General features: G+C 59.2%; 26 protein-coding genes. 16 read left to right on the top strand and 10 right to left on the bottom strand.

All coding sequences use genetic code 11. The features are described 5' to 3' along the window. The first annotated feature begins 109 nt into the window (after window positions 1-109). A complete protein-coding gene (locus ACR0J5_RS01775; protein WP_480650139.1) occupies window positions 110-931 on the top strand; it encodes a hypothetical protein in 822 nt (273 codons plus the stop codon). Window positions 932-1,049: 118 nt separating this feature from the next. On the opposite strand, the gene ACR0J5_RS01770 is transcribed toward ACR0J5_RS01775, so the two are convergent. Beyond that, window positions 1,050-1,511 carry a hypothetical protein gene (locus ACR0J5_RS01770; RefSeq protein ID WP_480650138.1) on the bottom strand — a complete coding sequence of 154 codons (462 nt, stop codon included), beginning with the start codon at window positions 1,509-1,511 and terminating at the stop codon, window positions 1,050-1,052. 354 nt (window positions 1,512-1,865) lie between these two features. Here ACR0J5_RS01770 and ACR0J5_RS01765 point away from each other — a divergent pair, with 354 nt between their 5' ends. Further along, window positions 1,866-2,444, top strand: coding sequence for a thymidine kinase (locus ACR0J5_RS01765; protein WP_480650137.1), 579 nt, complete (start codon window positions 1,866-1,868; stop codon window positions 2,442-2,444). A gap of 100 nt (window positions 2,445-2,544) precedes the next feature. Here the strand turns inward: ACR0J5_RS01765 and ACR0J5_RS01760 are convergent, their stop codons facing one another. The 4 genes from ACR0J5_RS01760 to ACR0J5_RS01745 all read right to left on the bottom strand — a co-directional run bounded on the left by ACR0J5_RS01760 (window position 2,545) and on the right by ACR0J5_RS01745 (window position 4,803). Beyond that, complete coding sequence (locus ACR0J5_RS01760; RefSeq protein ID WP_480650136.1) at window positions 2,545-2,883, bottom strand: tRNA-binding protein; 339 nt, start codon at window positions 2,881-2,883, stop codon at window positions 2,545-2,547. Next, window positions 2,876-3,691: a pyrroline-5-carboxylate reductase gene (gene proC / locus ACR0J5_RS01755; RefSeq protein WP_480650135.1), complete on the bottom strand. Its 816-nt coding sequence runs from the start codon at window positions 3,689-3,691 to the stop codon at window positions 2,876-2,878. The genes ACR0J5_RS01760 and proC overlap by 8 nt, the downstream gene beginning before the upstream one ends. 36 nt (window positions 3,692-3,727) lie before the next feature. Then, the gene (locus tag ACR0J5_RS01750; RefSeq protein ID WP_480650134.1) at window positions 3,728-4,228 is read right to left on the bottom strand and encodes a type III secretion system chaperone family protein; all 501 of its coding nucleotides are present in this window, start codon (window positions 4,226-4,228) and stop codon (window positions 3,728-3,730) included. Between the two features lie 326 nt (window positions 4,229-4,554). Beyond that, a complete protein-coding gene (locus ACR0J5_RS01745) occupies window positions 4,555-4,803 on the bottom strand; it encodes an accessory factor UbiK family protein (protein ID WP_170384762.1) in 249 nt (82 codons plus the stop codon). A 97-nt stretch (window positions 4,804-4,900) separates the two neighbouring features. Here ACR0J5_RS01745 and lgt point away from each other — a divergent pair, with 97 nt between their 5' ends. The 5 genes from lgt to ACR0J5_RS01720 all read left to right on the top strand — a co-directional run bounded on the left by lgt (window position 4,901) and on the right by ACR0J5_RS01720 (window position 9,113). Continuing rightward, on the top strand, window positions 4,901-5,788 hold the full coding sequence (gene lgt, locus ACR0J5_RS01740; RefSeq protein ID WP_480650133.1) for a prolipoprotein diacylglyceryl transferase: 888 nt from the start codon (window positions 4,901-4,903) through the stop codon (window positions 5,786-5,788). Next, window positions 5,785-6,852: a class I SAM-dependent methyltransferase gene (locus tag ACR0J5_RS01735; RefSeq protein ID WP_480650132.1), complete on the top strand. Its 1,068-nt coding sequence runs from the start codon at window positions 5,785-5,787 to the stop codon at window positions 6,850-6,852. The genes lgt and ACR0J5_RS01735 overlap by 4 nt, the downstream gene beginning before the upstream one ends. Further along, window positions 6,849-7,607 carry a peptidoglycan editing factor PgeF gene (gene pgeF, locus ACR0J5_RS01730; protein ID WP_480650131.1) on the top strand — a complete coding sequence of 253 codons (759 nt, stop codon included), beginning with the start codon at window positions 6,849-6,851 and terminating at the stop codon, window positions 7,605-7,607. The genes ACR0J5_RS01735 and pgeF overlap by 4 nt, the downstream gene beginning before the upstream one ends. A 269-nt stretch (window positions 7,608-7,876) precedes the next feature. After that, window positions 7,877-8,005: a hypothetical protein gene (locus tag ACR0J5_RS01725; protein WP_480650130.1), complete on the top strand. Its 129-nt coding sequence runs from the start codon at window positions 7,877-7,879 to the stop codon at window positions 8,003-8,005. Between the two features lie 325 nt (window positions 8,006-8,330). After that, a complete protein-coding gene (locus ACR0J5_RS01720; protein WP_480650129.1) occupies window positions 8,331-9,113 on the top strand; it encodes a Hint domain-containing protein in 783 nt (260 codons plus the stop codon). Between the two features lie 116 nt (window positions 9,114-9,229). On the opposite strand, the gene ACR0J5_RS01715 is transcribed toward ACR0J5_RS01720, so the two are convergent. Beyond that, complete coding sequence (locus ACR0J5_RS01715) at window positions 9,230-9,730, bottom strand: Lrp/AsnC family transcriptional regulator (RefSeq protein ID WP_480650128.1); 501 nt, start codon at window positions 9,728-9,730, stop codon at window positions 9,230-9,232. Window positions 9,731-9,944: 214 nt separating this feature from the next. Between ACR0J5_RS01715 and trxB the strand changes: the two genes are divergently transcribed. From trxB to ACR0J5_RS01690, 5 genes are all read left to right on the top strand, one after another. After that, window positions 9,945-10,886 carry a thioredoxin-disulfide reductase gene (trxB, locus tag ACR0J5_RS01710; RefSeq protein WP_480650127.1) on the top strand — a complete coding sequence of 314 codons (942 nt, stop codon included), beginning with the start codon at window positions 9,945-9,947 and terminating at the stop codon, window positions 10,884-10,886. Window positions 10,887-10,890: 4 nt separating this feature from the next. Then, window positions 10,891-11,349 carry an RES family NAD+ phosphorylase gene (locus tag ACR0J5_RS01705; protein WP_480650126.1) on the top strand — a complete coding sequence of 153 codons (459 nt, stop codon included), beginning with the start codon at window positions 10,891-10,893 and terminating at the stop codon, window positions 11,347-11,349. A gap of 58 nt (window positions 11,350-11,407) precedes the next feature. After that, entirely contained in the window at window positions 11,408-13,078 is a 1,671-nt protein-coding gene (locus tag ACR0J5_RS01700) for an adenylate/guanylate cyclase domain-containing protein (RefSeq protein ID WP_480651414.1), read from the top strand. A gap of 216 nt (window positions 13,079-13,294) precedes the next feature. Further along, entirely contained in the window at window positions 13,295-15,013 is a 1,719-nt protein-coding gene (locus ACR0J5_RS01695) for a bifunctional sulfate adenylyltransferase/adenylylsulfate kinase (protein ID WP_480650125.1), read from the top strand. Between the two features lie 114 nt (window positions 15,014-15,127). Next, complete coding sequence (locus ACR0J5_RS01690; protein WP_480650124.1) at window positions 15,128-15,985, top strand: hypothetical protein; 858 nt, start codon at window positions 15,128-15,130, stop codon at window positions 15,983-15,985. On the opposite strand, the gene ACR0J5_RS01685 is transcribed toward ACR0J5_RS01690, so the two are convergent. From ACR0J5_RS01685 to ACR0J5_RS01670, 4 genes are all read right to left on the bottom strand, one after another. Then, window positions 15,982-16,857, bottom strand: coding sequence for a hypothetical protein (locus ACR0J5_RS01685; RefSeq protein ID WP_480650123.1), 876 nt, complete (start codon window positions 16,855-16,857; stop codon window positions 15,982-15,984). The genes ACR0J5_RS01690 and ACR0J5_RS01685 overlap by 4 nt on opposite strands. Then, entirely contained in the window at window positions 16,854-17,741 is an 888-nt protein-coding gene (locus ACR0J5_RS01680) for a PhzF family phenazine biosynthesis protein (RefSeq protein WP_480650122.1), read from the bottom strand. Before ACR0J5_RS01680 ends, ACR0J5_RS01685 begins: the two co-directional genes overlap by 4 nt. 88 nt (window positions 17,742-17,829) lie before the next feature. Next, the gene (locus ACR0J5_RS01675) at window positions 17,830-18,054 is read right to left on the bottom strand and encodes a DUF1150 family protein (RefSeq protein WP_480650121.1); all 225 of its coding nucleotides are present in this window, start codon (window positions 18,052-18,054) and stop codon (window positions 17,830-17,832) included. Between the two features lie 5 nt (window positions 18,055-18,059). After that, complete coding sequence (locus ACR0J5_RS01670) at window positions 18,060-18,473, bottom strand: Hsp20 family protein (protein ID WP_058280036.1); 414 nt, start codon at window positions 18,471-18,473, stop codon at window positions 18,060-18,062. Window positions 18,474-18,637: 164 nt separating this feature from the next. On the opposite strand from ACR0J5_RS01670, the gene ACR0J5_RS01665 reads away from it, so the two are divergent. The 4 genes from ACR0J5_RS01665 to ACR0J5_RS01650 all read left to right on the top strand — a co-directional run bounded on the left by ACR0J5_RS01665 (window position 18,638) and on the right by ACR0J5_RS01650 (window position 21,236). Further along, complete coding sequence (locus ACR0J5_RS01665) at window positions 18,638-18,862, top strand: YdcH family protein (protein WP_480650120.1); 225 nt, start codon at window positions 18,638-18,640, stop codon at window positions 18,860-18,862. A 65-nt stretch (window positions 18,863-18,927) separates the two neighbouring features. Beyond that, a complete protein-coding gene (gene purE / locus ACR0J5_RS01660; RefSeq protein WP_480650119.1) occupies window positions 18,928-19,413 on the top strand; it encodes a 5-(carboxyamino)imidazole ribonucleotide mutase in 486 nt (161 codons plus the stop codon). Further along, window positions 19,410-20,165: an NAD(P)-binding domain-containing protein gene (locus ACR0J5_RS01655; RefSeq protein ID WP_480650118.1), complete on the top strand. Its 756-nt coding sequence runs from the start codon at window positions 19,410-19,412 to the stop codon at window positions 20,163-20,165. Before purE ends, ACR0J5_RS01655 begins: the two co-directional genes overlap by 4 nt. Window positions 20,166-20,168: 3 nt before the next feature. Continuing rightward, complete coding sequence (locus ACR0J5_RS01650; RefSeq protein ID WP_480650117.1) at window positions 20,169-21,236, top strand: 5-(carboxyamino)imidazole ribonucleotide synthase; 1,068 nt, start codon at window positions 20,169-20,171, stop codon at window positions 21,234-21,236. Window positions 21,237-21,281 lie beyond the last annotated feature (45 nt).

The raw sequence follows: 21,281 nt of genomic DNA, 5'->3' as shown, positions 1-21,281 counted from the left end.
TTACAGGCACAATCACATGAGCAACTATTAAGAACAACATTGACCGCACTATCAATCCATGCATGCATCAACTGGATCGCCGTGGCGACTTCCAGTGGAGTGCACGAAATTGAATTTATTGAAAAAACGCCGGAGGCGTGCATTGCTCTCATTTTGTACGGTGTTTATTTGGCTTGGGGGCCAACAGGCATATGCATATCTGTCAAATACACTCGGATACGAAGGTAGTGGGCAGGCTTTCCCAGCAGAAATCGAAACTGGGGCACTAGCCGAGGACGCTGCTTCTGAGCAGATGATTGTAACAGCTTCTTCCAATGAAATTGATCTCGCTGAGTGTTACGGTGATGAAGTAGAAATCTCACTTCGTTCAAAGGTAAGTGAAGATGGGACCGTACTAGCCCGAACGGTATTTTTGCTTCCAAATCCGAGCGGCTGGTTAGTTAGCGGGAACCGATTGGAAACTCTATCCTGCAGGACAGAACCGATAATCGCTTCCAGCCTCTGGGGAGGGTTCATGGACCCAAGGCTAGGTCACGGGCAATTTGGAGTCCCCGGCGTCGAAGGTGTGCGTGTCCGTTCCATTAGACTGTCTACAATTGGGACAAAAGCTGCCGAAGATAGTGAGGCATTCTGGGGGCAAACTATTTCTTCAGAAGGGGTGGAGGTAAATGACGGGTTTGTCCACCGAGTTGCTGAAAGCCCATTTCCTATCGACGGTGGTTGGTTGTTTCCTGAAGCTTACCTGAGTCCAATTGGCTCCAGAATTCGAATGACCTGCGTCAGTCCGACTTGCGAGGTTCACTACCTTTTGGAGCAAAATCTAAATTTTTCTTATGAAATTTGGGTCGGAGAAGACTCCAGACCCATGAATTGGATCGCGATTGATCAATACGTCCGCGACGTCGTTTTCAGCTGGATTGAGCAGAACTGATTGTACCCTTTTGCGCAGACATCCGGCTCTTGAGAGTGAATGGCAGGTTTGTCCCGCAATCCAGACCTTTGAAGCCCGTGTCAGAAGGTATCCGCAACCAGAAGGTTGGTGAGTAGCCCTAACTCACGCTTTCTTCTTCCAGATGCAGCTTCATCTCAATCAAGACCTGCTGCAACAAGCTGGTTTCCTTGAGCAGACGTTTGGCCTCGTTCACGGTGATGATGCCGTCTTCGATGGCGGCCTGGTATTCCGTCATCAGCATGGCAAAGCGCTGGCTGAGCGCGATGACGTCCGAATTCACTCCTCCTGTGCGCGGAGTATCCGTGTTACGCCCGTCATAAGACAGCGTGATGTTCTTCAGATCCGCCAGCGCCGATGTGACATGCGGAAAGCCCGACACTGCCTCAAGCCGGGCAACGGCGTCCACCGGCATGAAACGATCTGCATGCTCGGCATTGTCCGAATAGTAGCGGCCCAAGGTCGCCTTGGATTTGCCGGTAATTTCACACGCGGCTTCAATGCCCACGTCCTTCACCAACGCTTCGGTGTGTTTTTTGAGATAGGCCCCGATATCTGCCATCTTTTACCCTTTGTTACCTGCCCCACCCACAACATCTGCCACTGTGGGGGAAAGGGTCAGAAAATTTCCCATACCTGAGTTTTAGTTCAAATGTCATAAATTGACTATCCCTCAGATATGCAGGGGTTTTGTGAGTGAGTGGCGGCCGTTCCGGCTGGTAGTGAGTGTTTGCGGGGGAATTTTTATCCTCGCTCTGTATTGGCCACATATAGGCCGATGGCGTCGTTGGTGTTAACGCAGAGGATCCATCCCCTTTGAGCTACGGCTCAGCCTCTGCAAAGGCATCGGCGACGTCAGTTTTTCGACAAGCTATGACATCTTGCCGTCGCCCGGCAGGCGTTTTAGACCCGCCCCATGGCAAAGCTGTATTTCAACTATTCCACCATGAACGCGGGCAAATCGACCGTGTTGCTGCAGGCCTCGCACAATTACCGTGAACGGGGCATGGATACTTATCTGATGACCGCCGCACTGGACGGACGCGCAGGCGTGGGCAAGATCGCCTCGCGCATTGGGATTTCGGCTGACGCCGATACGTTTTCGGCGCGCGATGACGTGTTCACGATGATTGAAGCCCGCCTCAACCGTGGCAAGGTTGCCTGCGTTTTCGTGGATGAGGCACAGTTTCTGACCGAAGATCAGGTCTGGCAATTGGCCCGCGCGGTGGATGATCTGCGCGTGCCGGTGCTGGCCTATGGGCTGAGGGTGGATTTTCAGGGGCAGCTTTTCCCTGGATCAGCCGCCCTGCTGGCCCTGGCCGATGAAATGCGCGAGGTACGCACCATCTGCAAATGCGGCCGCAAGGCGACTATGGTGATTCGTCAGGACGAAGACGGAAACACCATCACCGAAGGCGCTCAGGTTCAGATTGGCGGGAACGAGACCTATGTCTCACTCTGCCGCAAACACTGGCGCGAGGCCGTCGGCCATTAAAGCGTTTCGGGTTTAACTTGAGACACGAATACCCTGCCACGCCTGCGGCGTTCTCGGGACATTCGTGTCACAGAGTGATTCAGGTAAAACCCGAAACGCTCTAGTGCATCCGCCCACCGACGGGCACCGCGCCGTCGGGACCGATCAGGACGATCTCACCGTTTTCGTCGGGCAGACCCAGCACCAGAACCTCGGACATGAACTTGCCGATCTGGCGTGGCGGGAAATTCACCACCGCCATGACCTGCTTGCCCACCAGAGTCGCCGGATCGTAATGCGCAGTGATCTGGGCCGAGGTTTTCCGCTCACCGATCTCGTCCCCGAAATCGATCCACATCTTGATCGCGGGTTTGCGTGCCTCGGGGTAGGGTTCGGCGCGGATGACCTCGCCCACACGAATGTCGACTTTCAGGAAATCGTCGAAGGTGATCTCACTCACGAGACAGCTCCTTAGATCGGTCGGTGGCGGCCTTGACGGCGCGTTGCAGCAGGTCGGGGAAGCCTTGTTCTTCGTGCATCAACACCTCAAGCGCGGCTTGCGTTGTGCCGTTGGGCGAGGTCACGTTGACGCGCAGCTGTGCAGGGTCTTCATCGGCCGCCATAGCCAGCGCCCCTGCCCCGGCCACGGTGGACTTGGCCAGTTTCATCGCCAGTTCCTGCGGCAACCCCTGTGCCTGCCCCGCGGCGGCCAGCGTTTCGATCAGGTGAAAGACATAGGCCGGGCCAGACCCGCTGAGGCCGGTGACGGCGTCCATCTGTGCCTCGTCTTCCAGCAGAACAGTCTCACCAATCGCCGACAACAGGTTTTCAGCCAGCGCCACATCACCGTCTGACGCGACCGCATTGCCGATCAGCGCCGTGATCCCCTGCCGAATGGCAGCCGGTGTATTGGGCATGGCCCGCACAATCGGCGTACCTGCCCCCAGAACGTTTTCAAAAGTCGCAATCGACGTGCCCGCCGCGACCGACACAAAAAGGCTGCGACCCCCGCCCAGCGCCTTGATCGCTGGCAGGGCCTCACCCATCATCTGCGGCTTGACGGCCACCAGCACCACGGCGGGGGCTTCGGGAAGCGGAGTGTTGATGTTGACACCCTGCGTCTTCAGCCAGTCCGAAGGGTTCGGGTCAATTACCCAGACCGCTGACGCAGGAAGGCCATGCTCAAGCCATCCGGCGAGCATGGCCGATCCCATCTTGCCGCAGCCCAGCAGCACCAGCCCCTGTTCCGCGACGCGTGACATGTCCATGATTGCCCCTCCCCCTAATCGGTTTGGGGCAAAGCTTTACGCGCGGCCATACGCCTCTGCAATGGCGACTTGCATCGCGTCTTCTGGCGTGCGGTTGCCCCATGTGACCAATTGGATCGCGGGGTAATAACGCTCGGCGCTCAGCACGGCGGCAGTGATCATCGTGTCGATCTGATCGGGGCTGGCCATCTGACCACCGGCCAGAACCAGACCATAGCGGTAGACCATCAGCTTTTGATTGGCCCAGTAGGTAAACGCCCCGGCCCAGCACTGATCATTCATCCTGTTGAGCAACTCATACAGCTCGCTCTCACGCTCGGACGGCGGCTCCATTTCAAAGGAACACACCATGCGGAGTGTTTCGTCATAGTTCGACCAGGCCAAAGTGATCGAATAGGTACGCCACTGCCCTTCGACCGCCATGGCAATCTGATCATCCCCGATCCGGTCAAAATCCCAGTCGTGATGTTCGGCAAGATGTTCAACAATATCGATCGGATGAAGGTCTTCTTCGAGAAACTGCTCGGAAAGGGCCATAATGCCACCTCACTAATCTCTAGCATTGTTGGGGCTGGCAGCGCCCCAGCGCTAGTTGCCTGCTCTACAAGCCGGGCTTCCCCCGTGGGCCTGTACTAAATATGGTGCGACGCGAGATGGGTTCTGGCAACCCTATTTCTTGGGGATAACAGCAATAAGTTGTGGACGAATGGCAACGGCGATCAAAATATTGGCGCAGGCCGCAGCTTTGTCTTGATTAAATTCTGCAAGGCGGCAAGATACACAACACCGCACAACCCAAGCCCGGATTGCGCGGCGGAAACCTTTAGCCGAAATTTTCAGTCAGGATGCCCCGACCGCTGGCGTCACTTGTCCAGCTTGGCCTCAAGCGCGGCAATACGCTCCTCCAGCGCGGCGTTTTCCTCGCGCGCTTTCTGGGCCATTGCGCGAACAGCGTCGAACTCTTCGCGTGTGACGAAATCGCGGTCGGCCAGCCAGCGGTCGATCATGGACTTCATCGCATTCTCGGCCTCTTCCCGCGCGCCCTGCGCCACGCCCATAGCGTTGGTCATCAGCTGAGATACGTCGTCGAGGATCTTGTTGCGGGTTTGCATGGCTTTTCTCCGAAATCGCGGTTGATCTCTATATGGGTAAACTTTGCGTCAGGCTCAAGGTTGACTTGCCCTGTAAACCCCGGGCAATGAGACGCACATGCAGGCTGTTCTGAATTTCCCCGATCTGTCGCCCGAGCTTTTCTCGATCTCACTGTTCGGGATGGAGTTCGCGCTGCGCTGGTATGCGCTGGCCTATATCGCCGGTATCCTGATTGCATGGCGGCTGGGCGTGATGGCGCTGCGCCGCCCCGCTCTGTGGCCGCGCAATACGCCGCCGATGAAGCCCCAACAGCTCGAAGATCTGATCACCTGGATCATTCTGGGCGTGATTCTGGGCGGGCGGCTGGGCTTTGTGCTGTTTTATCAGCCCGCCTATTACCTTGCGAACCCGGCAGACATCCTGAAGGTCTGGCAGGGCGGCATGGCCTTCCATGGGGGGCTGTTGGGTGTGGTCGTTGCCTCGTACCTTTATGCGCGACGTCACCAAATCCCCGTTCTGTCTTTGGCCGACCTGATTGCGCATGCTGTGCCACCGGGATTGTTGCTGGGGCGGTTGGCGAATTTCGTCAATGCCGAGCTTTGGGGCCGCCCGAGCGAACTGCCGTGGGCCGTGATTTTTCCCGGTGCCGCTGCTCAGGACTGCCCCGGCGTGGTCGCGGGCTTTTGTGCCCGCCATCCCTCGCAACTCTATGAGGCCGCGCTTGAGGGGCTTTTTCTGGGGGCCGCCCTGCTCTGGCTGGCTTACCGGCGCGGGGCCTTTCGCAAGCCCGGCCTGATCATGGGCCTGTTCATGGCCGGCTACGGGGCCTCGCGCTTTGTGGTCGAGTTCTTTCGACAGCCGGATGCGCAGTTCGTCTCGGCAGGTAATCCGCTGGGTCTGGCCTTTCATCTGGGCGGATATGGCCTGACCATGGGTCAATTGCTGTCGCTCCCGATGATCGCACTGGGCCTGTGGTTCGTGCTGCGAGCAAGAGCCGCGAAATGAGCCTGCACGCGCATCTGCTGGCGCGGATCGCTCAGGACGGCCCGATGACCGTGGCCGATTACATGGCCGAGTGCCTGCTGCACCCCAAACATGGCTATTACACAGCCCGTGACCCGCTGGGCCAACAGGGGGATTTCATCACCGCCCCTGAAATCAGCCAGATGTTCGGAGAGCTGATCGGTCTGTCTCTGGCGCAAAGCTGGCTGGATCAGGGGCAACCAAACCACTTTGTTCTGGCCGAGCTTGGGCCCGGACGCGGCACCCTCATGGCAGACATGCTGCGCGCCACGGCCCGCGTCCCCGGATTTCACGACGCGGCCGAGATTGTCCTGTTTGAGGCATCCCCCGCACTACGGACCCGTCAGGCCAAGACACTGGAGGGCTTTGCGCACCGGTGGATCGACTCGGTCACAGATTTGCCCGAAGCGCCCCTGTATCTGGTCGCGAATGAGTTCTTCGACGCCCTGCCCATCCGCCAATTCCTGCGCGACGGACCCGGCTGGCGCGAAAGGTTGATAGGTCGGGATAACGACGCGCTGGTCTGGGGGCTGGGGCCGCAGGCGGACCAGGTGGCCCTGACGGACCGGCTGGAGGATACCAAAGACGGTGATCTGGTCGAACTATGCGCGGCTGCAATCCCTGTCATTGCCGTCCTTGCAGGACGCATCGCGACCCATGGCGGGGCCGGTCTGATCATTGACTATGGCGACTGGCGTTCGTTGGGCGATACGTTTCAGGCGTTGCAGGCCCATACCCGCGCTGACCCGCTGGACGCACCGGGTCAGGCGGACCTGACGGCGCATGTGGATTTCGAGCCGCTGGCCGCGACAAGCCGCGCTGCGGGATGCGCCCATACGCGCCTGACGCCGCAGGGCGTGTTTCTCGAACGGCTGGGTATCAGTACACGCGCGCAGGCATTAGCACGCTCTGTCGGCGGGTCTGAGCTGGACGCGCTGGTGGCCGCACATCGCCGGTTGACCCATCCCGAAGAAATGGGAAATCTGTTCAAAGTGCTGGGCCTCTACCCCGCATCCTCCACGCCACCACCGGGACTGGAATCATGACTCTGGAAATTTTGACCTCAGACCTGCTGTCCCCCATGCGCCATGGTTTCTTCAGCCGTCGCGGCGGGGCCTCATCCGGGGTTTTTGCAGGGCTGAACTGTGGGTATGGCTCGTCCGACCAGACCGAGGCGGTCGCTGTGAACCGCAACCGGGTGGCGCAGGCGATGGATGTCACCCCCGACGCACTGGTTGGCGTGCATCAGGTTCACTCTCCAACCGTTCTGACCGTCGATTCTCCGATCAATGGCGACAAGCCCAGGGCCGATGCAGTGGTCACAGCGACCCCCGGTCTGGCCCTGACGATTCTGACCGCCGACTGCCAACCGGTTCTTTTTGCGGATTCTGACGCAAACGTGATCGGGGCTGCGCATGCCGGTTGGCGTGGCGCTTTGGACGGCGTTCTTGAGGCCACGCTGGACGCGATGGAGGCGCTTGGGGCAAACCGGGAAAACACGGTTGCCGTTATTGGCCCGTCCATCTCGCAGCGCGCTTATGAGGTCGGGCCTGAATTCCTTGAGGAATTCGCCGCGGATTCAGTGGAAAACCTGCAATTCTTCGCCAATGGCGAGGGGGACAGGCTGCAATTCGACCTGCCCGCTTTTGGGTTGCACAGATTGCGGCAAGCCGGGGTTGGTCAGGCCGAATGGACACGGCACTGCACATACTCTGATCCGGACAGATTCTACTCGTACCGCCGGTCGACCCACGCGAAAGAGGCAGACTACGGTCGCCTGATTTCTGCCATAAAACTTTAAGACCACGCCCAGAATGCGGCGAAAACGCCGCTTTTTCGCCACATTTTTTTGGCTATCTGAGTCGCAACAATTTTACTTTTATTGTCCGGTCTCATGCGGTTACCCGCGAAATCTCAGGTAGTCCGTGACAAATCCAAAACAAAGGAAATGCGAACCGTTCTATGTCCTGAATTCATCCCTTATCAGCCTTATCGCCGCCTCAATGGCCGTTCACATTAAGGCTCCAGAGGAAAAACAGGCCATCAGGCCCAAAACGAGCAGGACATAAAATGAAAATGAAATCCCGCTTTCTCAGCGCCGTTGTTGCGGCCACCAGAGAGCAAAAGCTGGAAATGCCTTGGAAAAAGGTATCCAGCCATTCCGTCAGGGTCGCGCGCCGTTTGGCAACGCAACGCTGACATCAAGACCCCTGAACCAAGCTGCCGGTTCAGGGGATATGTGCGTCGGAGGGGTGCTCCGATCCGATATGCATCGCGTCGCAGATTTCTGCGCGGCGCAATACCGGGGCGTGTGTGCGCTGGCAATTTAGCCTGCGTTTGTGTGAGTTTGTCTGGGGGGTCAGGTTGGTGACCAGAATCGTAGGGAATTGCGTATCGACATGTGTCCTGAACACGCGTCGCCCTGCGATTACCTGTTTCTTTCAAGACAAAAGAAAAGCCGAGTGGGCGGGCCTGTGCGGGGGTTCAGCTTGCCCAAACGGATGTTAGAGGGGACGGAATAAGAATGGATATTCCACGTTCGTTATCGCGCGCTGCCAGAAACGCTGTCGAAACGTCGGCGTTGCTGCGCGATACACCAAGACCAACGACCCAGAAAAAAGCGCAGCTGCGGCGCTATGAGGTCAGCACGTTGATGAAAAATGGTGACGTCGTTCAGACCCGCCACATCGCGCCCGCCCTGCCGATGTTCGAAGACGCGTTCTGCGCCTTTACACGCGGGTCACTGGTTGAAACCGAATTCGGCCCGATGGCCATCGAAGACCTGATGCCCGGCGACACGGTTCTGACGCAAAACGGAAAATCGGAAACTGTATTGTGGAAGGGGTCTGTCACCCTTGTGCCCGGACGCGAGGATTCGCGGGGTCGGACGCGCCCGTTGACGCGGATCATGGCGGATACGTTCGGGATGCAGAAACCCATGTCCGGTGTGATCGCAGGTCCAGCTGCACGGCTATTGGGAACACCCGCGCATCTGCGTCATCTGCACGGCGACGATCAGGTACTGACCCCGGTTCACGAGTTTCAGGACGGCACCAGTGTCATCGAGACGCTGCCGCCGACTCCGATCGAGCTGTTTCATATCTGTCTGAAGCGACACGCTGTGATCCGGGTCGATGGGCTGCAGTTCGAATCCTATCACCCCGGTGAAAACACAATCCGCAAGGTCAGCCGATCATTGAAGTCGATCTATCTGAACTTATTTGCGCATGTGGAAACGCTCAGCGATTTTGGGCCGCTGGTCATGCCGCGTGCCGGTGACGGAGAGGTGGACGCCATAAGCGCCTGAAACCGATCAAATTCTGCAATGTGGGGGCAGTATGCAGTTAATAATCAGTTGGATGATCTACACAGCGGTGGCAGCCTTTCTGCCACCGACAAAACCGCATTCAAAATCGGCAGTGGCTATGCCATCCGGCTCATTCGTTCTTCCAGAACATCAAAGGGAACGCCGGGCTCGTCCTTGGCGCCGCGGATAACAAGCGACGTCTTGACGCTGGCTACATTCGGCGTGGTCAGCAGATCTCCGGTCAGGAATTGCTGAAAGCTGCTCAGGTCGGGGGCCACGCATTTCAGAATGAAATCCACCTCGCCATTCAGCATGTGGCATTCGCGGACCAGCGGCCATTCGCGGCAACGTTCTTCAAACGCGCTCAGCTCGGATTCGGCCTGGCTTTCCAGGCCCACCATGGCGAAGACCTGAACCTCAAAGCCCAGTTCGCGCGCGTTGACCTCGGCGTGGTAGCCACGGATCAGGCCCGATTCTTCCAGCGTACGCACCCGCCGCAAGCACGGAGGGGCCGAAATGCCCACACGTTTGGCCAGCTCGACATTGGTCATTCGGCCATCGGCCTGCAACTCTGCCAGAATCTTACGGTCAATCTCATCCAGCCGTATCGCGACCATCAAAAGCTCCTGATTTTTTCGGTTGTTATATCAGCACCCAGAGGATGCGCAATAATCTTTCACGGTTGCGCAATATTGTTTGCGCCACGCGAGCCATTCGCAGCGCGCAACGCGGACGTGAAACAGGAAGGGGCTTTAAGCGCCGCACACGGGTCGCTATATCCAACCGCCAGGGGCCACGCGCCCCCGTCAGGCAAATCGAGTTGGGGGTACCATGGCCGAAACACGTCACACCAAGGTTCTGATCATCGGGTCGGGACCGGCCGGTTATACTGCGGGCGTCTATGCCAGCCGCGCGATGCTGGAACCGATTCTGGTTCAGGGCATTGAGCCCGGCGGTCAGCTGACCACCACAACCGAGGTTGAGAACTGGCCCGGTGACACCGAAGTTCAGGGCCCCGATCTGATGGTCCGCATGCAGGACCATGCCAAGGCGATGGGGTGTGAAATCATCGGCGACATCATCAGCGATCTGGATGTCAGCAAACGCCCCTTTACCGCCAAGGGCGACAGCGGCACCATTTACACTGCCGACGCGGTTATTCTCGCCACCGGCGCACGTGCCAAATGGCTGGGTCTGCCGTCTGAAGAGAAGTTCAAGGGCTTTGGTGTGTCTGCCTGTGCCACCTGTGACGGATTTTTCTATCGCGGGCAGGAAATCGTCGTGATCGGCGGCGGCAACACCGCCGTGGAAGAGGCGCTGTTTCTGACCAACTTTGCCAGCAAGGTCACCCTGATTCACCGTCGCGATGAACTGCGGGCCGAGAAAATCCTGCAGGACCGGCTGATGAAGAACGACAAGATCGAACCGCTGTGGTTCCATCAACTCGAAGAAGTCGTGGGAACCGACGCACCACTGGGTGTTGAGGGTGTGCGCGTCAAAAACGTCAAAACCGGAGAAGTCACCGAGATCCCGTGTAAAGGCGTCTTTGTTGCCATCGGCCATGCGCCCGCCAACGAGTTGGTCAAGGACACGCTGGACACCCATATGGGCGGCTATGTCGTGACCAAGCCGGGCTCGACCGAGACGTCGATTCCCGGTGTCTTTGCCGCCGGTGATCTGACCGACCACATCTATCGTCAGGCCGTTACCAGCGCCGGCATGGGCTGTATGGCCGCGCTGGATGCCGAGCGGTTCCTGGCGGAGCAGGAATAACACCGTGCTGGAATTCTCCGGCCCGGTCTGGAGAATTCTGTATCAATCGCAAATCAACGCCCCTCTGGCCCCTGCAAAGGCGCCAGAGGGGCGTTTTCATTATGCAGGGCAGACGGCGCTTTATGCCTCACTCAGCGCCGAAGGGGCCGGGGTTGCGATCCGGCGCTATGTTACGGATAGCGACCCGCCAAGGGTGCTGCAAAAGGCCATCGTAACCGGCGCACGGCTGGTCGACCTGCGCGGTCGGCGCGATGCCTCAATCGTCTGGCAAGACAGTCATGCAGCGCAGGGGTATTCCCCGACATGGCAGTTTTCAGATGCGGCGCGGGCGACCGGGGCGGATGGCATGCTCTACAGTTCCCGCTCGCGGCCTGAACTCAGCCACTTGGTGCTGTTCAACGTCACACCATCTCTGATCCACACCGATGGCACACCGACCCCTTGGGTTCCGTCTTATTCTTGACCCACCGGCGCGCGCGTATCAGACTCGGGCCTAGGCAAAGCGACGGCAGGTGACCTGGTTGAAAAGCGTTTTATGGCAAGGCGGGTGGGCAACCCGGCTGAGGATCGGCAGCGGTCTGATCCTGTTCGCCTTTGCCTTCTTTCATTTCATTAACATCGGGCTGGGGCTGTTTCACACCGACTATCTGCACAACATGCAAGAGGGTCGCCACGCGGTAACCCGGCACGATCTGGGCAGCGTGATCCTGTATCTGGCCCTGTTTGTCCACGCAGGGCTGGCGCTCTATTCGATCAGCCAGCGCCGCACGATGCGCATGCCATTCAGCACCGCAGTTCAGGTGGTTCTAGGCCTGCTGATCCCGCTTCAATTGATCTCGCACATCGTTCAGACGCGCTATGCGCACGAGGTCTATGACGTCAATGACGAGATGGGCTATATCATCGCCCTGATGTGGCCCGGACCTGCGGTCTGGATGCAAAGCCTGCTGTTGCTGATCGTGTGGCTGCACGGGTGCATCGGTCTGCATATGTGGTTGCGGCTGACCCGGTGGTGGGCCGCGACAGTCCCCTACCTGATCGGCGTAGCGGTCTTTGTCCCTTCTTTCGCGCTGGCAGGGCTTTTGACCGAGGGCCGGCGCATCTGGGTCGATTTCGGCGACCCATTCCTGCGCGAGCAATATATCGATCACTATAACTGGCCCACCCCGGAAGAATTCGAATCCATGTTCAGCGTCACGGACAACGCGCTGACGGCTTTCTGGATCGCATTGGGCGTCTCAATGACAGTGTTCGGGATTCGCAAGTTGTGGCGACGGCGGCATTCGGTGCGCGTGAAATACGTCGAAGGCCCCGAGGTTGTTGCCGAAAAAGGCATGACCTTGCTTGAAATCTCGCAGGCCAATGGCGTTCCGCATACGGCCCTGTGTGGCGGTAAAGGCCGGTGCACCACCTGCCGCGTGATTGTTGAGGACGGGGCAGACGCCCTGCCCGACCCCAGCGAAGTCGAAGCCCGCAGCCTGGCCGCAGTCGGTGCGCCCAACAGCGCGCGGCTGGCCTGTCAAATCCGTCCGACCGAGGCCCTGACCGCCTTTCGCATCTTTCGCCCCGATGGCGGACGCAAGCGCGCCCATGCCAGCCAGGGGCAAGAGCGCAAGCTGGCCGTTCTGTTTCTGGATATGCGCGGCTTTACCTCGCGCACAACCGGTCAATTGCCCTATGACATCGTCTTTTTGCTGAACCGCTTCTTTGATGCGATCGTCCCTGCGATCACTGCCGATGGGGGCGTCGTCGACAAGTATATGGGCGATGGTCTGCTAGCCGTGTTTGAAACGCCCGATACCGAAAGCTCGGCCCGCGCGGGGCTAGAAGCCGCCGCCAATGTCAGCAAAGCGCTGGACCGGTTCAACGAACAGTTAGCTGGCGAAGGCAGCCCGCGCATTCGCATTGGGATGGGTCTGCACCTGGGTGATCTGGTTCTGGGTGAGATCGGCGCAGCCGGAAACGCCGCCCGCACGATCATCGGAGATGCAGTCAACGTAGCCAGCAGGCTGGAGGGTGAGACCAAAGCACTTGGGGTTGAGCTTTTGGTATCCTCAGACTTGCTGCAGGCCGCGGGGTTTGATGGCGATACAGACAAAATCAAATCGTTCGATCTGCGCGGGGTAACTCGCCCGATTCCCGCCCTGCCGGTAGCGCGTGCCTCGGACCTTGAGCGGACCCCAGCCGAGTAGGAACGAATGTACTAAATCTCGGCGATGACGATCCGATTGCGGAAATTTTGTCGCATAATGCCATTTTAACCGAAAAATCCTTCTATTCCGGATGAAAACCGCGCATATCGTCCTTTATTTCGTGCACCTATATGGACTTCGCCCCACAGTCGGGGCACATGGCCCACAAACATCCCTGATCCACCGGTTATACCGAACTTCGATAAGAGTATTCTAATGACGATGCTAAGCAATCTGGCTCCGATCCCAGAACTATATGTCTCATACGAGTCGGCGCAGAAACTGAAAGTAGAAGCTGCCGATCTGACCAGCTGGGACCTGAGCCCGCGTCAGATTTGCGATCTGGAACTGCTGATGAATGGCGGCTTCAACCCGCTCAAAGGGTTCCTGACCGAGGCAGACTATGACAACGTCGTCGACAACATGCGTCTGGCCGACGGCACCCTGTGGCCGATGCCGATCACGCTGGACGTCAGCGAAGACTTTGCCGCCAGCATCGAACTGGGTCAGGACATCGCCCTGCGCGATCAGGAGGGCGTCATCCTTGGCACCATGACCGTGACCGACCGTTGGACCCCGGACAAAGCGCGCGAGGCCGAAAAGGTCTTTGGCGCCGACGACGATGCGCACCCGGCGGTCAACTACCTGCACAACACTGCAGGCAAAGTTTATCTGGGCGGTCCCGTGGTCGGTATCCAGCAACCTGTGCACTATGATTTCCGCGCCCGCCGCGACACCCCGAACGAGTTGCGCGCCTTCTTCCGCAAGCTGGGCTGGCGCCGCATCGTTGCGTTCCAAACCCGCAACCCGCTGCACCGTGCGCACCAGGAACTGACCTTCCGCGCCGCGAAAGAGGCGCAGGCAAACCTGCTGATCCACCCGGTTGTCGGCATGACAAAACCGGGCGACGTCGACCATTTCACCCGCGTGCGCTGCTATGAGGCGGTGCTGGACAAATACCCGGCCTCGACCACCTCGATGTCACTGCTGAACCTTGCAATGCGTATGGCTGGCCCGCGCGAGGCGGTTTGGCATGGCCTGATCCGCGCCAACCATGGCTGCACCCATTTCATCGTGGGTCGTGACCACGCAGGCCCGGGCAAGAACTCGGCCGGTGAAGATTTCTACGGGCCCTACGACGCGCAGGACCTGTTCCGCAAATTCCAGGACGAGATCGGCATCGAAATGGTCGATTTCAAACACATGGTCTATGTGCAGGAACGCGCCCAGTACGAGCCGAATGACGAGATCGAAGATAAGGACAACGTCACGATCCTGAACATCTCGGGCACCGAACTGCGCCGTCGTCTGTCTGAGGGTCTGGAAATCCCTGAATGGTTCAGCTTCCCCGAGGTTGTGGCCGAGCTGCGCAAGACCAAACCGCCGCGCAGCCAGCAGGGCTTTACCGTGTTCTTCACCGGTTTTTCGGGTTCGGGCAAATCCACCATCGCCAACGCGCTTATGGTCAAGCTGATGGAGATGGGCGGTCGTCCGGTCACGCTGTTGGATGGCGACATTGTTCGTAAGAACCTGTCATCTGAGCTGGGCTTCTCCAAAGAGCACCGCGACCTGAACATCCGCCGCATCGGTTACGTGGCCAGCGAGATCACCAAGAACGGCGGTATCGCCATCTGTGCGCCGATCGCGCCTTACGCGACCACCCGCCGCGCCGTGCGCGAAGAGATCGAACAGTTCGGTGCCTTCTGCGAGGTTCACGTCGCCACCAGCATCGAGGAATGCGAACGCCGCGACCGCAAGGGCCTGTACAAGCTGGCGCGTGAAGGCAAGATCAAGGAATTCACGGGCATCTCAGACCCCTATGACGTGCCGCAGAACCCTGAGCTGAGCGTCGAGACCGAGAATGTCGATGTCGACAACTGCGCCCATCAGGTGCTGCTCAAGCTGGAAAGCATGGGCCTGATCGCCGGGTCCTAAGAACTGCTGAGAACTGCGAGCGGCCTCCGGTTTCCGGGGGCCGTTTTTTATTGGCCGTGATTGACAAGCCGCAGCGCAATTGCTGCAGTGGCCCGACGCAAGCGCACGGACCTCATGACCACCACCCTGCCCACCATCGCCAGTTTCTGGTTCGGATCAGACCTCAGCTGGCTTGAGGCGCTGTGCATCCAATCCTATCTGGACCGGGGCCACAGGTTCATCCTTTATACCGGCGATAAGGTCAAAGGCGTCCCCAAGGGGGCTGAACAACGCCCGGCCCAAGACATCCTCTGGCCCGCCCCATTCGAAATGCCTGCAGGCGACCGACTAAGGGTCGCGGTGTTTTCCGACCTCTTCCGCCTGCACCTGTCGCAGAAAACCGACTTCATCTGGGTGGATCAGGATGCTTATTGCGTCCGGGCGTTCGATTTCACCGCCCCCTTTGTGTTCGCGACCGCACATACCGGCACCTTTCCCACCGGCGTCCTGCGTTTGCCCCCGAACTCTGAAACCCTCGCCCAGATGTTGGAGTTTCTCACATCACCCAATCCAACACAGCCCTGGCGCGGAGGCCCCTTGCACCGCCGCAACCGGCAGCGTGTCAGAAACAGTGAAACCTGGGGGATTGAGGCCCTGCCCTGGGGCAGTTCCGGCCCCAAAGCCTTTGAGCATTTTCTGCGCAAAACCGGCGAGGATCACCACGCCATGCCGACCGATACGTTCTATCCGCTATCCAAGCATGACCTGTGGAAATTGCATGATCCGCGCATACAGACCGCAGAAATTGAGCATAGCGCCGTCAATTCTGTCCACATTTATGGGCATCAGAAGAGGTTTATGGCGCAGAAAACCAATGGCTTGCCTGTCCCCGGTTCTTACCTGCACAGGCTGTGCGAGCGACACGGGCTTGATCCTGCCGACCAACCGATCCGGCGCGTCGGCTGGCTGGCCCCTGCTGCGCCCTCCGACTAGGTCGATCCGCCGGACAGCTGCGCACGCAAGGTTCGCACCGCTCGGGCGTGGAAATCACCATAGTCATCTGCTTTGGACTGGATCGCCTGCAATGCCGGCAAGCGCTTGTCGAAATCCTGAACGGACACAGATTGAAGCGCGCGTTGAATATCCTGCTCGGACTCGCAAATAATCATGCCGGAGGTGTCAAAGAAATCACCGATATTCGGGCAGCCCCAATAGATCGGAACAGTCGAACACAGAATCGCATCCGTCAGCTTTTCCGAGAAATAATTCCGCTCGCGCACATTCTCGATCACGACAGAGTAACGGTATGGCGCCAGCCCGTCGGACTTGTGTTCAAACGGCGTATAGCCACGCCCCATGATGTCGACATCCGCGCCGGTCTCTCGCACCCAATCGATCACCGAATGTCGCAGTTGGTGCCCTTCGAGATCGCGCTTGGCCGAGGCGATCAGCGAGCAGGATTTGCTTTTCTGCACATCAACGTCGCGCCAGTCGGGCACCATAGTGACGCCATAGGGCAGGAACACGGCGTTGGGTAACGTCTGCAACAGGACGTCGTGAAAGGTCAGCACCCGAAAAAACCGCCGCCAGGTCCAGCGCAACATACGGTCGTGTTTGGCGTGGATGGCCGAGGGCTCCCCCATCATCAGCGAAATCCGCGCACGGGTGCCGCGGCGCAGGCGCAGATGCACGGTGGAATTGGGATACATGATCAGGTGATCGGTGGATTCCAGATCGCCCACGGTTTTGCCGGTCAGGCGATCCGGGCACCCTTCGGGCCAGATCAGATCGGACAAAGGAACCGAGGCCAGTTTTGGCCCCAATCGATGCCCGTAAGGCAGGATGGCAATCGCGGGCTGGGTCATGATGCAGCGCTCGGTAAATCGACCTGACCGCGCATCAGAACATACCCGCGACCGGCGACCTTGATCCCGGTCATCGCCTCAGGCGGACCAACCCGCGTCACGGTCGCCTGTCCCGGACGCCCTATATCGTGGCCTTGCTCAGCCACAAAGCTGTCTTTGGCCATCAACCCGTGTTTCCACAGATAAGCCGCCATCGCGCCGGTGGCTGACCCTGTAAACGGGTCTTCGGGCGGGCTCGGCGGCGCCATTAGCAGGCGCGAGAACGTATCGCCCTGATCTGTCGCGCCGTTGAGTGTGACCAGAAAGGGCTCAGCCATGTCAGAGCCGGAAAACCCGGCCTTTGCGGTGATCTTGGGCAAGACGCCGGTATCCAGTTTTGCCGCACGCAGGGCGTCGTGATCGCGCAGAACCGTGATGCAAAAGGGCAAACCGGTCGACACAAATTGCGGGGGCGCGATGATGGCGTCCTCGGGCAGTTGCACAGCAGCGGCAACCAGATCAACCGGGACAACCTCGCCGAATTGCGGCGCGACCTGTGTCATCTCAATCTCATCCCCAACCAGGCGGACCGAGACGATCCCCGCGCCTGTTTCAAGCGTCAGCGCGTCACCCTCAAACACCCCACGCGACCGCATGGCGGCAACTGTGGCAATAGTCGGATGTCCGGCAAAGGGAATCTCGCGGCTGGCCAGGAAATACCGCACCCGAATGTCCGCTACTTCGGACGGGCCGGTAAAGGTGCATTCGACCAGAGAGGTCTCGCGCACATACGCCATGCAGACATCGTCGGGCAGACCGGCCCCGCCATGGACGACAGCGCAGCCGTTGCCGCCGAAGGCGCGGTCGCTGAAGGCGTCCACCCAGTCAAAGTCGAACCAACTCATTAGTCTTGCCCCTATCTGATATGCGAACCGTCACAGGTCCGCATATCTCGCCTGCGGGGCGGCAGATGTCACGGGGAAATCGTGCAGATCAGTGCACGGCCACCGGGGAAAAGTCATGCTCGCGCGCGAGGTTGAAGGCCAGCTTGCGATCGGCGACCAGCGCCAGTTGCTGACCATCGGAATCGTGGACCGCATAAAGCTGATCCAGATCGCCCGCCTGCTCACGCACTTCCAAAGGCAGATCAGCGACATCGACAGCTTTCACATAGACGATACGGTCGCCTTCGGTGTTCAGTTCAATCGGTGTATTCATTGCTCTTACCCCTTTCTTATGTTGATCGTTTGCACCACGGTTTCAGGCACGGCGCGGGTCAGATCCACATGCAGCAGACCGTTTTCCATGATCGCCTCGCCCACCTCGACCCCGTCGGCCAGCACGAACATGCGCTGGAACTGACGCGCCGCGATGCCACGGTGCAGAAAGATACGCCCCTCGCTGTCGTCGCGTTGACGGCCCCGGATCACCAGTTGGCGATCCTCGATGGTGATCGACAGATCCTGCTCGGCGAAGCCAGCCACCGCCAGAGTGATGCGGTACGAAAAATCCGAGGTCTGTTCGATGTTATAGGGCGGATACCCTTCGTTACCGGCCTTTGCAGACCGTTCCAGAAGGCGTTCCAGCTGCTCGAACCCCAAAAGATGCGGGTATGAGCCCAGAGTAAGTTTTGACACGTATTTCGTCCTTTTTTGCCAAAGCGACGTGTGGGTGCGGCCCCGTTCTGGCAACCGCGTAGAATAGAATATGGGAATATGCCGGGATGTCCACAAGGTCTGGCCGGATAAAGCCTGACACACTATCTTGTGTGTCAAGCACCACAAAAGGCACTGAGTCGCTCATGAACGCGCCCACCGATATTTCGATGAAAACAGACGACGTCTTGCGGGTCGAACTGGAGGTTTTTCGCCGCCAGCACCGCGATCTGGACGAAGCGATCGAGGCGCTGCAATCCACCGGGACGGCCGACCAGTTGACCATCAAGCGGTTGAAAAAGCAGAAACTGCGGCTCAAGGACATCATTCGCCTGATCGAAGATCGCCTGACCCCTGACATCATCGCCTGACGCATTGCCACGAAGTCGGATTTGGCTATAGTGCGCGCTCTCTCAGAAGGCAGGGATTCAAGCGGATGAGCGATGTGAAAGTGGGGATCATCATGGGCAGCCAGTCAGACTGGCCCACCATGAAAGAGGCCGCAGATATTCTGGACGAGCTGGGCATCGCGTATGAAAAACGCATCGTGTCGGCCCACCGCACCCCTGATCGTTTGTGGGAGTATGGAAAGACTGCCGTTGCGCGCGGTCTGGACGTGATCATCGCCGGGGCCGGTGGGGCCGCGCATTTGCCGGGTATGATGGCCTCGAAAACCCGCGTGCCGGTGATCGGTGTGCCGGTGCAGACGCGTGCCTTGTCGGGGGTCGACTCGCTCTATTCCATCGTGCAGATGCCCAAGGGCTTTCCGGTCGCAACCATGGCGATTGGCGCCGCTGGCGGGGCCAATGCGGGTCTGATGGCCGCAGGCATTCTGGCTTTGCAAGATGACGCTCTGGCCCAGCGACTGGATGCGTGGCGCGAGGCCCTGTCAGCCTCGATCCCGGAAGAGCCGCAGGGATGAGCCGCATCGGGTTCATTGGCACGGGCCATATCGCCGCGCCGATTGCGCGCCTGCTGGCAGGCAAAGGGCACGAGATCCATGTGACCGAACGCAACGCCTCGGTCTCAGCCGCGCTGAAGTCGGACATCAATGCGACGGTCGGTGATCCGCAATCGGTGATCGATCAATCCGATATCGTGTTCCTGTGCCTGCGCCCCCATATCGCGCCCGATGTGCTTGAGCCCCTGACCTTTCGCCCGGACCACCGGATCATATCGGTCATGGCTGCAGTGTCCGAAGCAGAGCTCAGATCACTTTGCGCGCCTGCCGGGGATTTTGTGCAAACGATCCCGCTGGGCTTTTTGGAACAGGGCGGCTGCCCCATGGCGGCATACGGAAACGATCAGCTGTTGGTCGATCTGCTATCGCCCGAGAACCCGGTAGTGAAAGTGGCCAGCGAAGCCTCTCTGAATGCTCACTTCGCGATCTGCGCGATGGTTCCCGGTATTCTGGACCTGCTGGCCACCGGCGCGGGCTGGCTGGCCGAACAGACCGGTGATGCCGACGGCGCGGAATTCTATACAACCCAATTGATCGCAGGCTTTCTTGCGACCATGGACAAGGGTCAGGCCGGACGGCTGGCGTCAGAGCGCGATGCGCTGGCAACGGATGGTACCCTGAGCCTGCAGATGACGCAGGCCCTGCAAACAGACAAGGCCCATGAGGCGCTGCGCGACGCGCTGACGGCAATCGGCAAACGGCTGGAGACCTGAAGAATGACCGACATGCTTGCACCCGGTGCCACGATTGGCATCCTTGGCGGTGGACAACTGGGCCGAATGCTGTCCGTTGCGGCGGCCCGTCTGGGGTTTGTGACGCATATCTATGAACCCGGCGCCAACCCGCCTGCCGGGCAGGTCGCCGACCGTGTGACCACAGCGGCCTATGACGATGCCGACGCGCTGAAAGCTTTTGCCGAGTCCGTCGATGTCATCACCTATGAGTTTGAAAACATACCGACTGAAGCGCTGGACTTGCTTGAGGCGCATCGCCCGATCCGTCCGGGGCGTGAGGCGCTGCGGGTCAGTCAGGATCGGCTGACCGAGAAGAATTTTCTGCAAGGGCTTGGTCTGCAAACCGCGCCTTTTGCGGACATCACCGATCTGGACAGCCTGAAAGCCGCGATTGATCAGATCGGAACCCCTGCGATCCTGAAAACCCGTCGATTTGGTTATGATGGCAAAGGTCAGGCCCGACTGCGCGCACCCGAGGATGCCGAGACCGCCTTGGTCGATATGGCCGGGGCCCCTGCAATCCTTGAGGGGTTTGTTGAATTCAGCCACGAGGTGTCGATCATCGCCGCGCGCGGGCTGGACGGACAGGTCGCCTGTTTCGATCCCGGCGAGAACGTGCACCGCGACGGTATCCTGCACACCACGACTGTCCCTGCCCGCCTGCGCCCCGCGCAACGCACGGATGCGGTGCTGCTTGCGGCCAATATCCTCAACGCGCTGGACTATGTGGGTGTCATGGGGGTTGAGCTGTTTGTCACGCCCGCCGGTCTGATCGTGAACGAGATTGCGCCGCGCGTGCATAACTCGGGCCATTGGACGCAGAATGGCTGCGCCGTGGATCAGTTCGAACAGCATATCCGCGCCGTGGCCGGGTGGCCTTTGGGCGATGGGCAGCGCCACACGGATGTGGTGATGGAAAACCTGATCGGCGCCGATATGGACCGCGTGCCGGACCTAGCTCAGGAACGGGACGTGGCGCTGCATCTCTATGGCAAGGCCGAAGTCAAGGCAGGCCGCAAGATGGGCCATTTCAACCGCGTGATCCGCTAGGGACTCGCGCTGACGCGCGATGCCTCCGGCGGGGATATTTTTAGC

The sequence above is a fragment of the Ruegeria sp. BE1 genome (genome assembly GCF_056538885.1).
Note: the sequence above shows the minus strand (reverse complement) of the source record. Positions and strands in the feature narration are given on the sequence as shown.

Excerpts from the sequence above, each read along its gene's own strand:
- ACR0J5_RS01655 (WP_480650118.1), top strand. The coding sequence starts at position 19,410 with ATGAGCCGCATCGGGTTCATTGGCACGGGCCATATCGCCGCGCCGATT.
- ACR0J5_RS01695 (WP_480650125.1), top strand. The coding sequence starts at position 13,295 with ATGACGATGCTAAGCAATCTGGCTCCGATCCCAGAACTATATGTCTCA.
- ACR0J5_RS01675 (WP_480650121.1), bottom strand. The coding sequence starts at position 18,054 with ATGAATACACCGATTGAACTGAACACCGAAGGCGACCGTATCGTCTAT.
- ACR0J5_RS01770 (WP_480650138.1), bottom strand. The coding sequence starts at position 1,511 with ATGGCAGATATCGGGGCCTATCTCAAAAAACACACCGAAGCGTTGGTG.
- ACR0J5_RS01720 (WP_480650129.1), top strand. The coding sequence starts at position 8,331 with ATGGATATTCCACGTTCGTTATCGCGCGCTGCCAGAAACGCTGTCGAA.
- ACR0J5_RS01690 (WP_480650124.1), top strand. The coding sequence starts at position 15,128 with ATGACCACCACCCTGCCCACCATCGCCAGTTTCTGGTTCGGATCAGAC.
- ACR0J5_RS01680 (WP_480650122.1), bottom strand. The coding sequence starts at position 17,741 with ATGAGTTGGTTCGACTTTGACTGGGTGGACGCCTTCAGCGACCGCGCC.
- ACR0J5_RS01650 (WP_480650117.1), top strand. The coding sequence starts at position 20,169 with ATGACCGACATGCTTGCACCCGGTGCCACGATTGGCATCCTTGGCGGT.
- ACR0J5_RS01750 (WP_480650134.1), bottom strand. The coding sequence starts at position 4,228 with ATGGCCCTTTCCGAGCAGTTTCTCGAAGAAGACCTTCATCCGATCGAT.
- ACR0J5_RS01765 (WP_480650137.1), top strand. The coding sequence starts at position 1,866 with ATGGCAAAGCTGTATTTCAACTATTCCACCATGAACGCGGGCAAATCG.
- ACR0J5_RS01665 (WP_480650120.1), top strand. The coding sequence starts at position 18,638 with ATGAACGCGCCCACCGATATTTCGATGAAAACAGACGACGTCTTGCGG.
- trxB (WP_480650127.1), top strand. The coding sequence starts at position 9,945 with ATGGCCGAAACACGTCACACCAAGGTTCTGATCATCGGGTCGGGACCG.
- purE (WP_480650119.1), top strand. The coding sequence starts at position 18,928 with ATGAGCGATGTGAAAGTGGGGATCATCATGGGCAGCCAGTCAGACTGG.
- ACR0J5_RS01725 (WP_480650130.1), top strand. The coding sequence starts at position 7,877 with ATGAAAATGAAATCCCGCTTTCTCAGCGCCGTTGTTGCGGCCACCAGA.
- lgt (WP_480650133.1), top strand. The coding sequence starts at position 4,901 with ATGCAGGCTGTTCTGAATTTCCCCGATCTGTCGCCCGAGCTTTTCTCG.
- ACR0J5_RS01735 (WP_480650132.1), top strand. The coding sequence starts at position 5,785 with ATGAGCCTGCACGCGCATCTGCTGGCGCGGATCGCTCAGGACGGCCCG.
- proC (WP_480650135.1), bottom strand. The coding sequence starts at position 3,691 with ATGGACATGTCACGCGTCGCGGAACAGGGGCTGGTGCTGCTGGGCTGC.
- pgeF (WP_480650131.1), top strand. The coding sequence starts at position 6,849 with ATGACTCTGGAAATTTTGACCTCAGACCTGCTGTCCCCCATGCGCCAT.
- ACR0J5_RS01745 (WP_170384762.1), bottom strand. The coding sequence starts at position 4,803 with ATGCAAACCCGCAACAAGATCCTCGACGACGTATCTCAGCTGATGACC.
- ACR0J5_RS01715 (WP_480650128.1), bottom strand. The coding sequence starts at position 9,730 with ATGGTCGCGATACGGCTGGATGAGATTGACCGTAAGATTCTGGCAGAG.
- ACR0J5_RS01685 (WP_480650123.1), bottom strand. The coding sequence starts at position 16,857 with ATGACCCAGCCCGCGATTGCCATCCTGCCTTACGGGCATCGATTGGGG.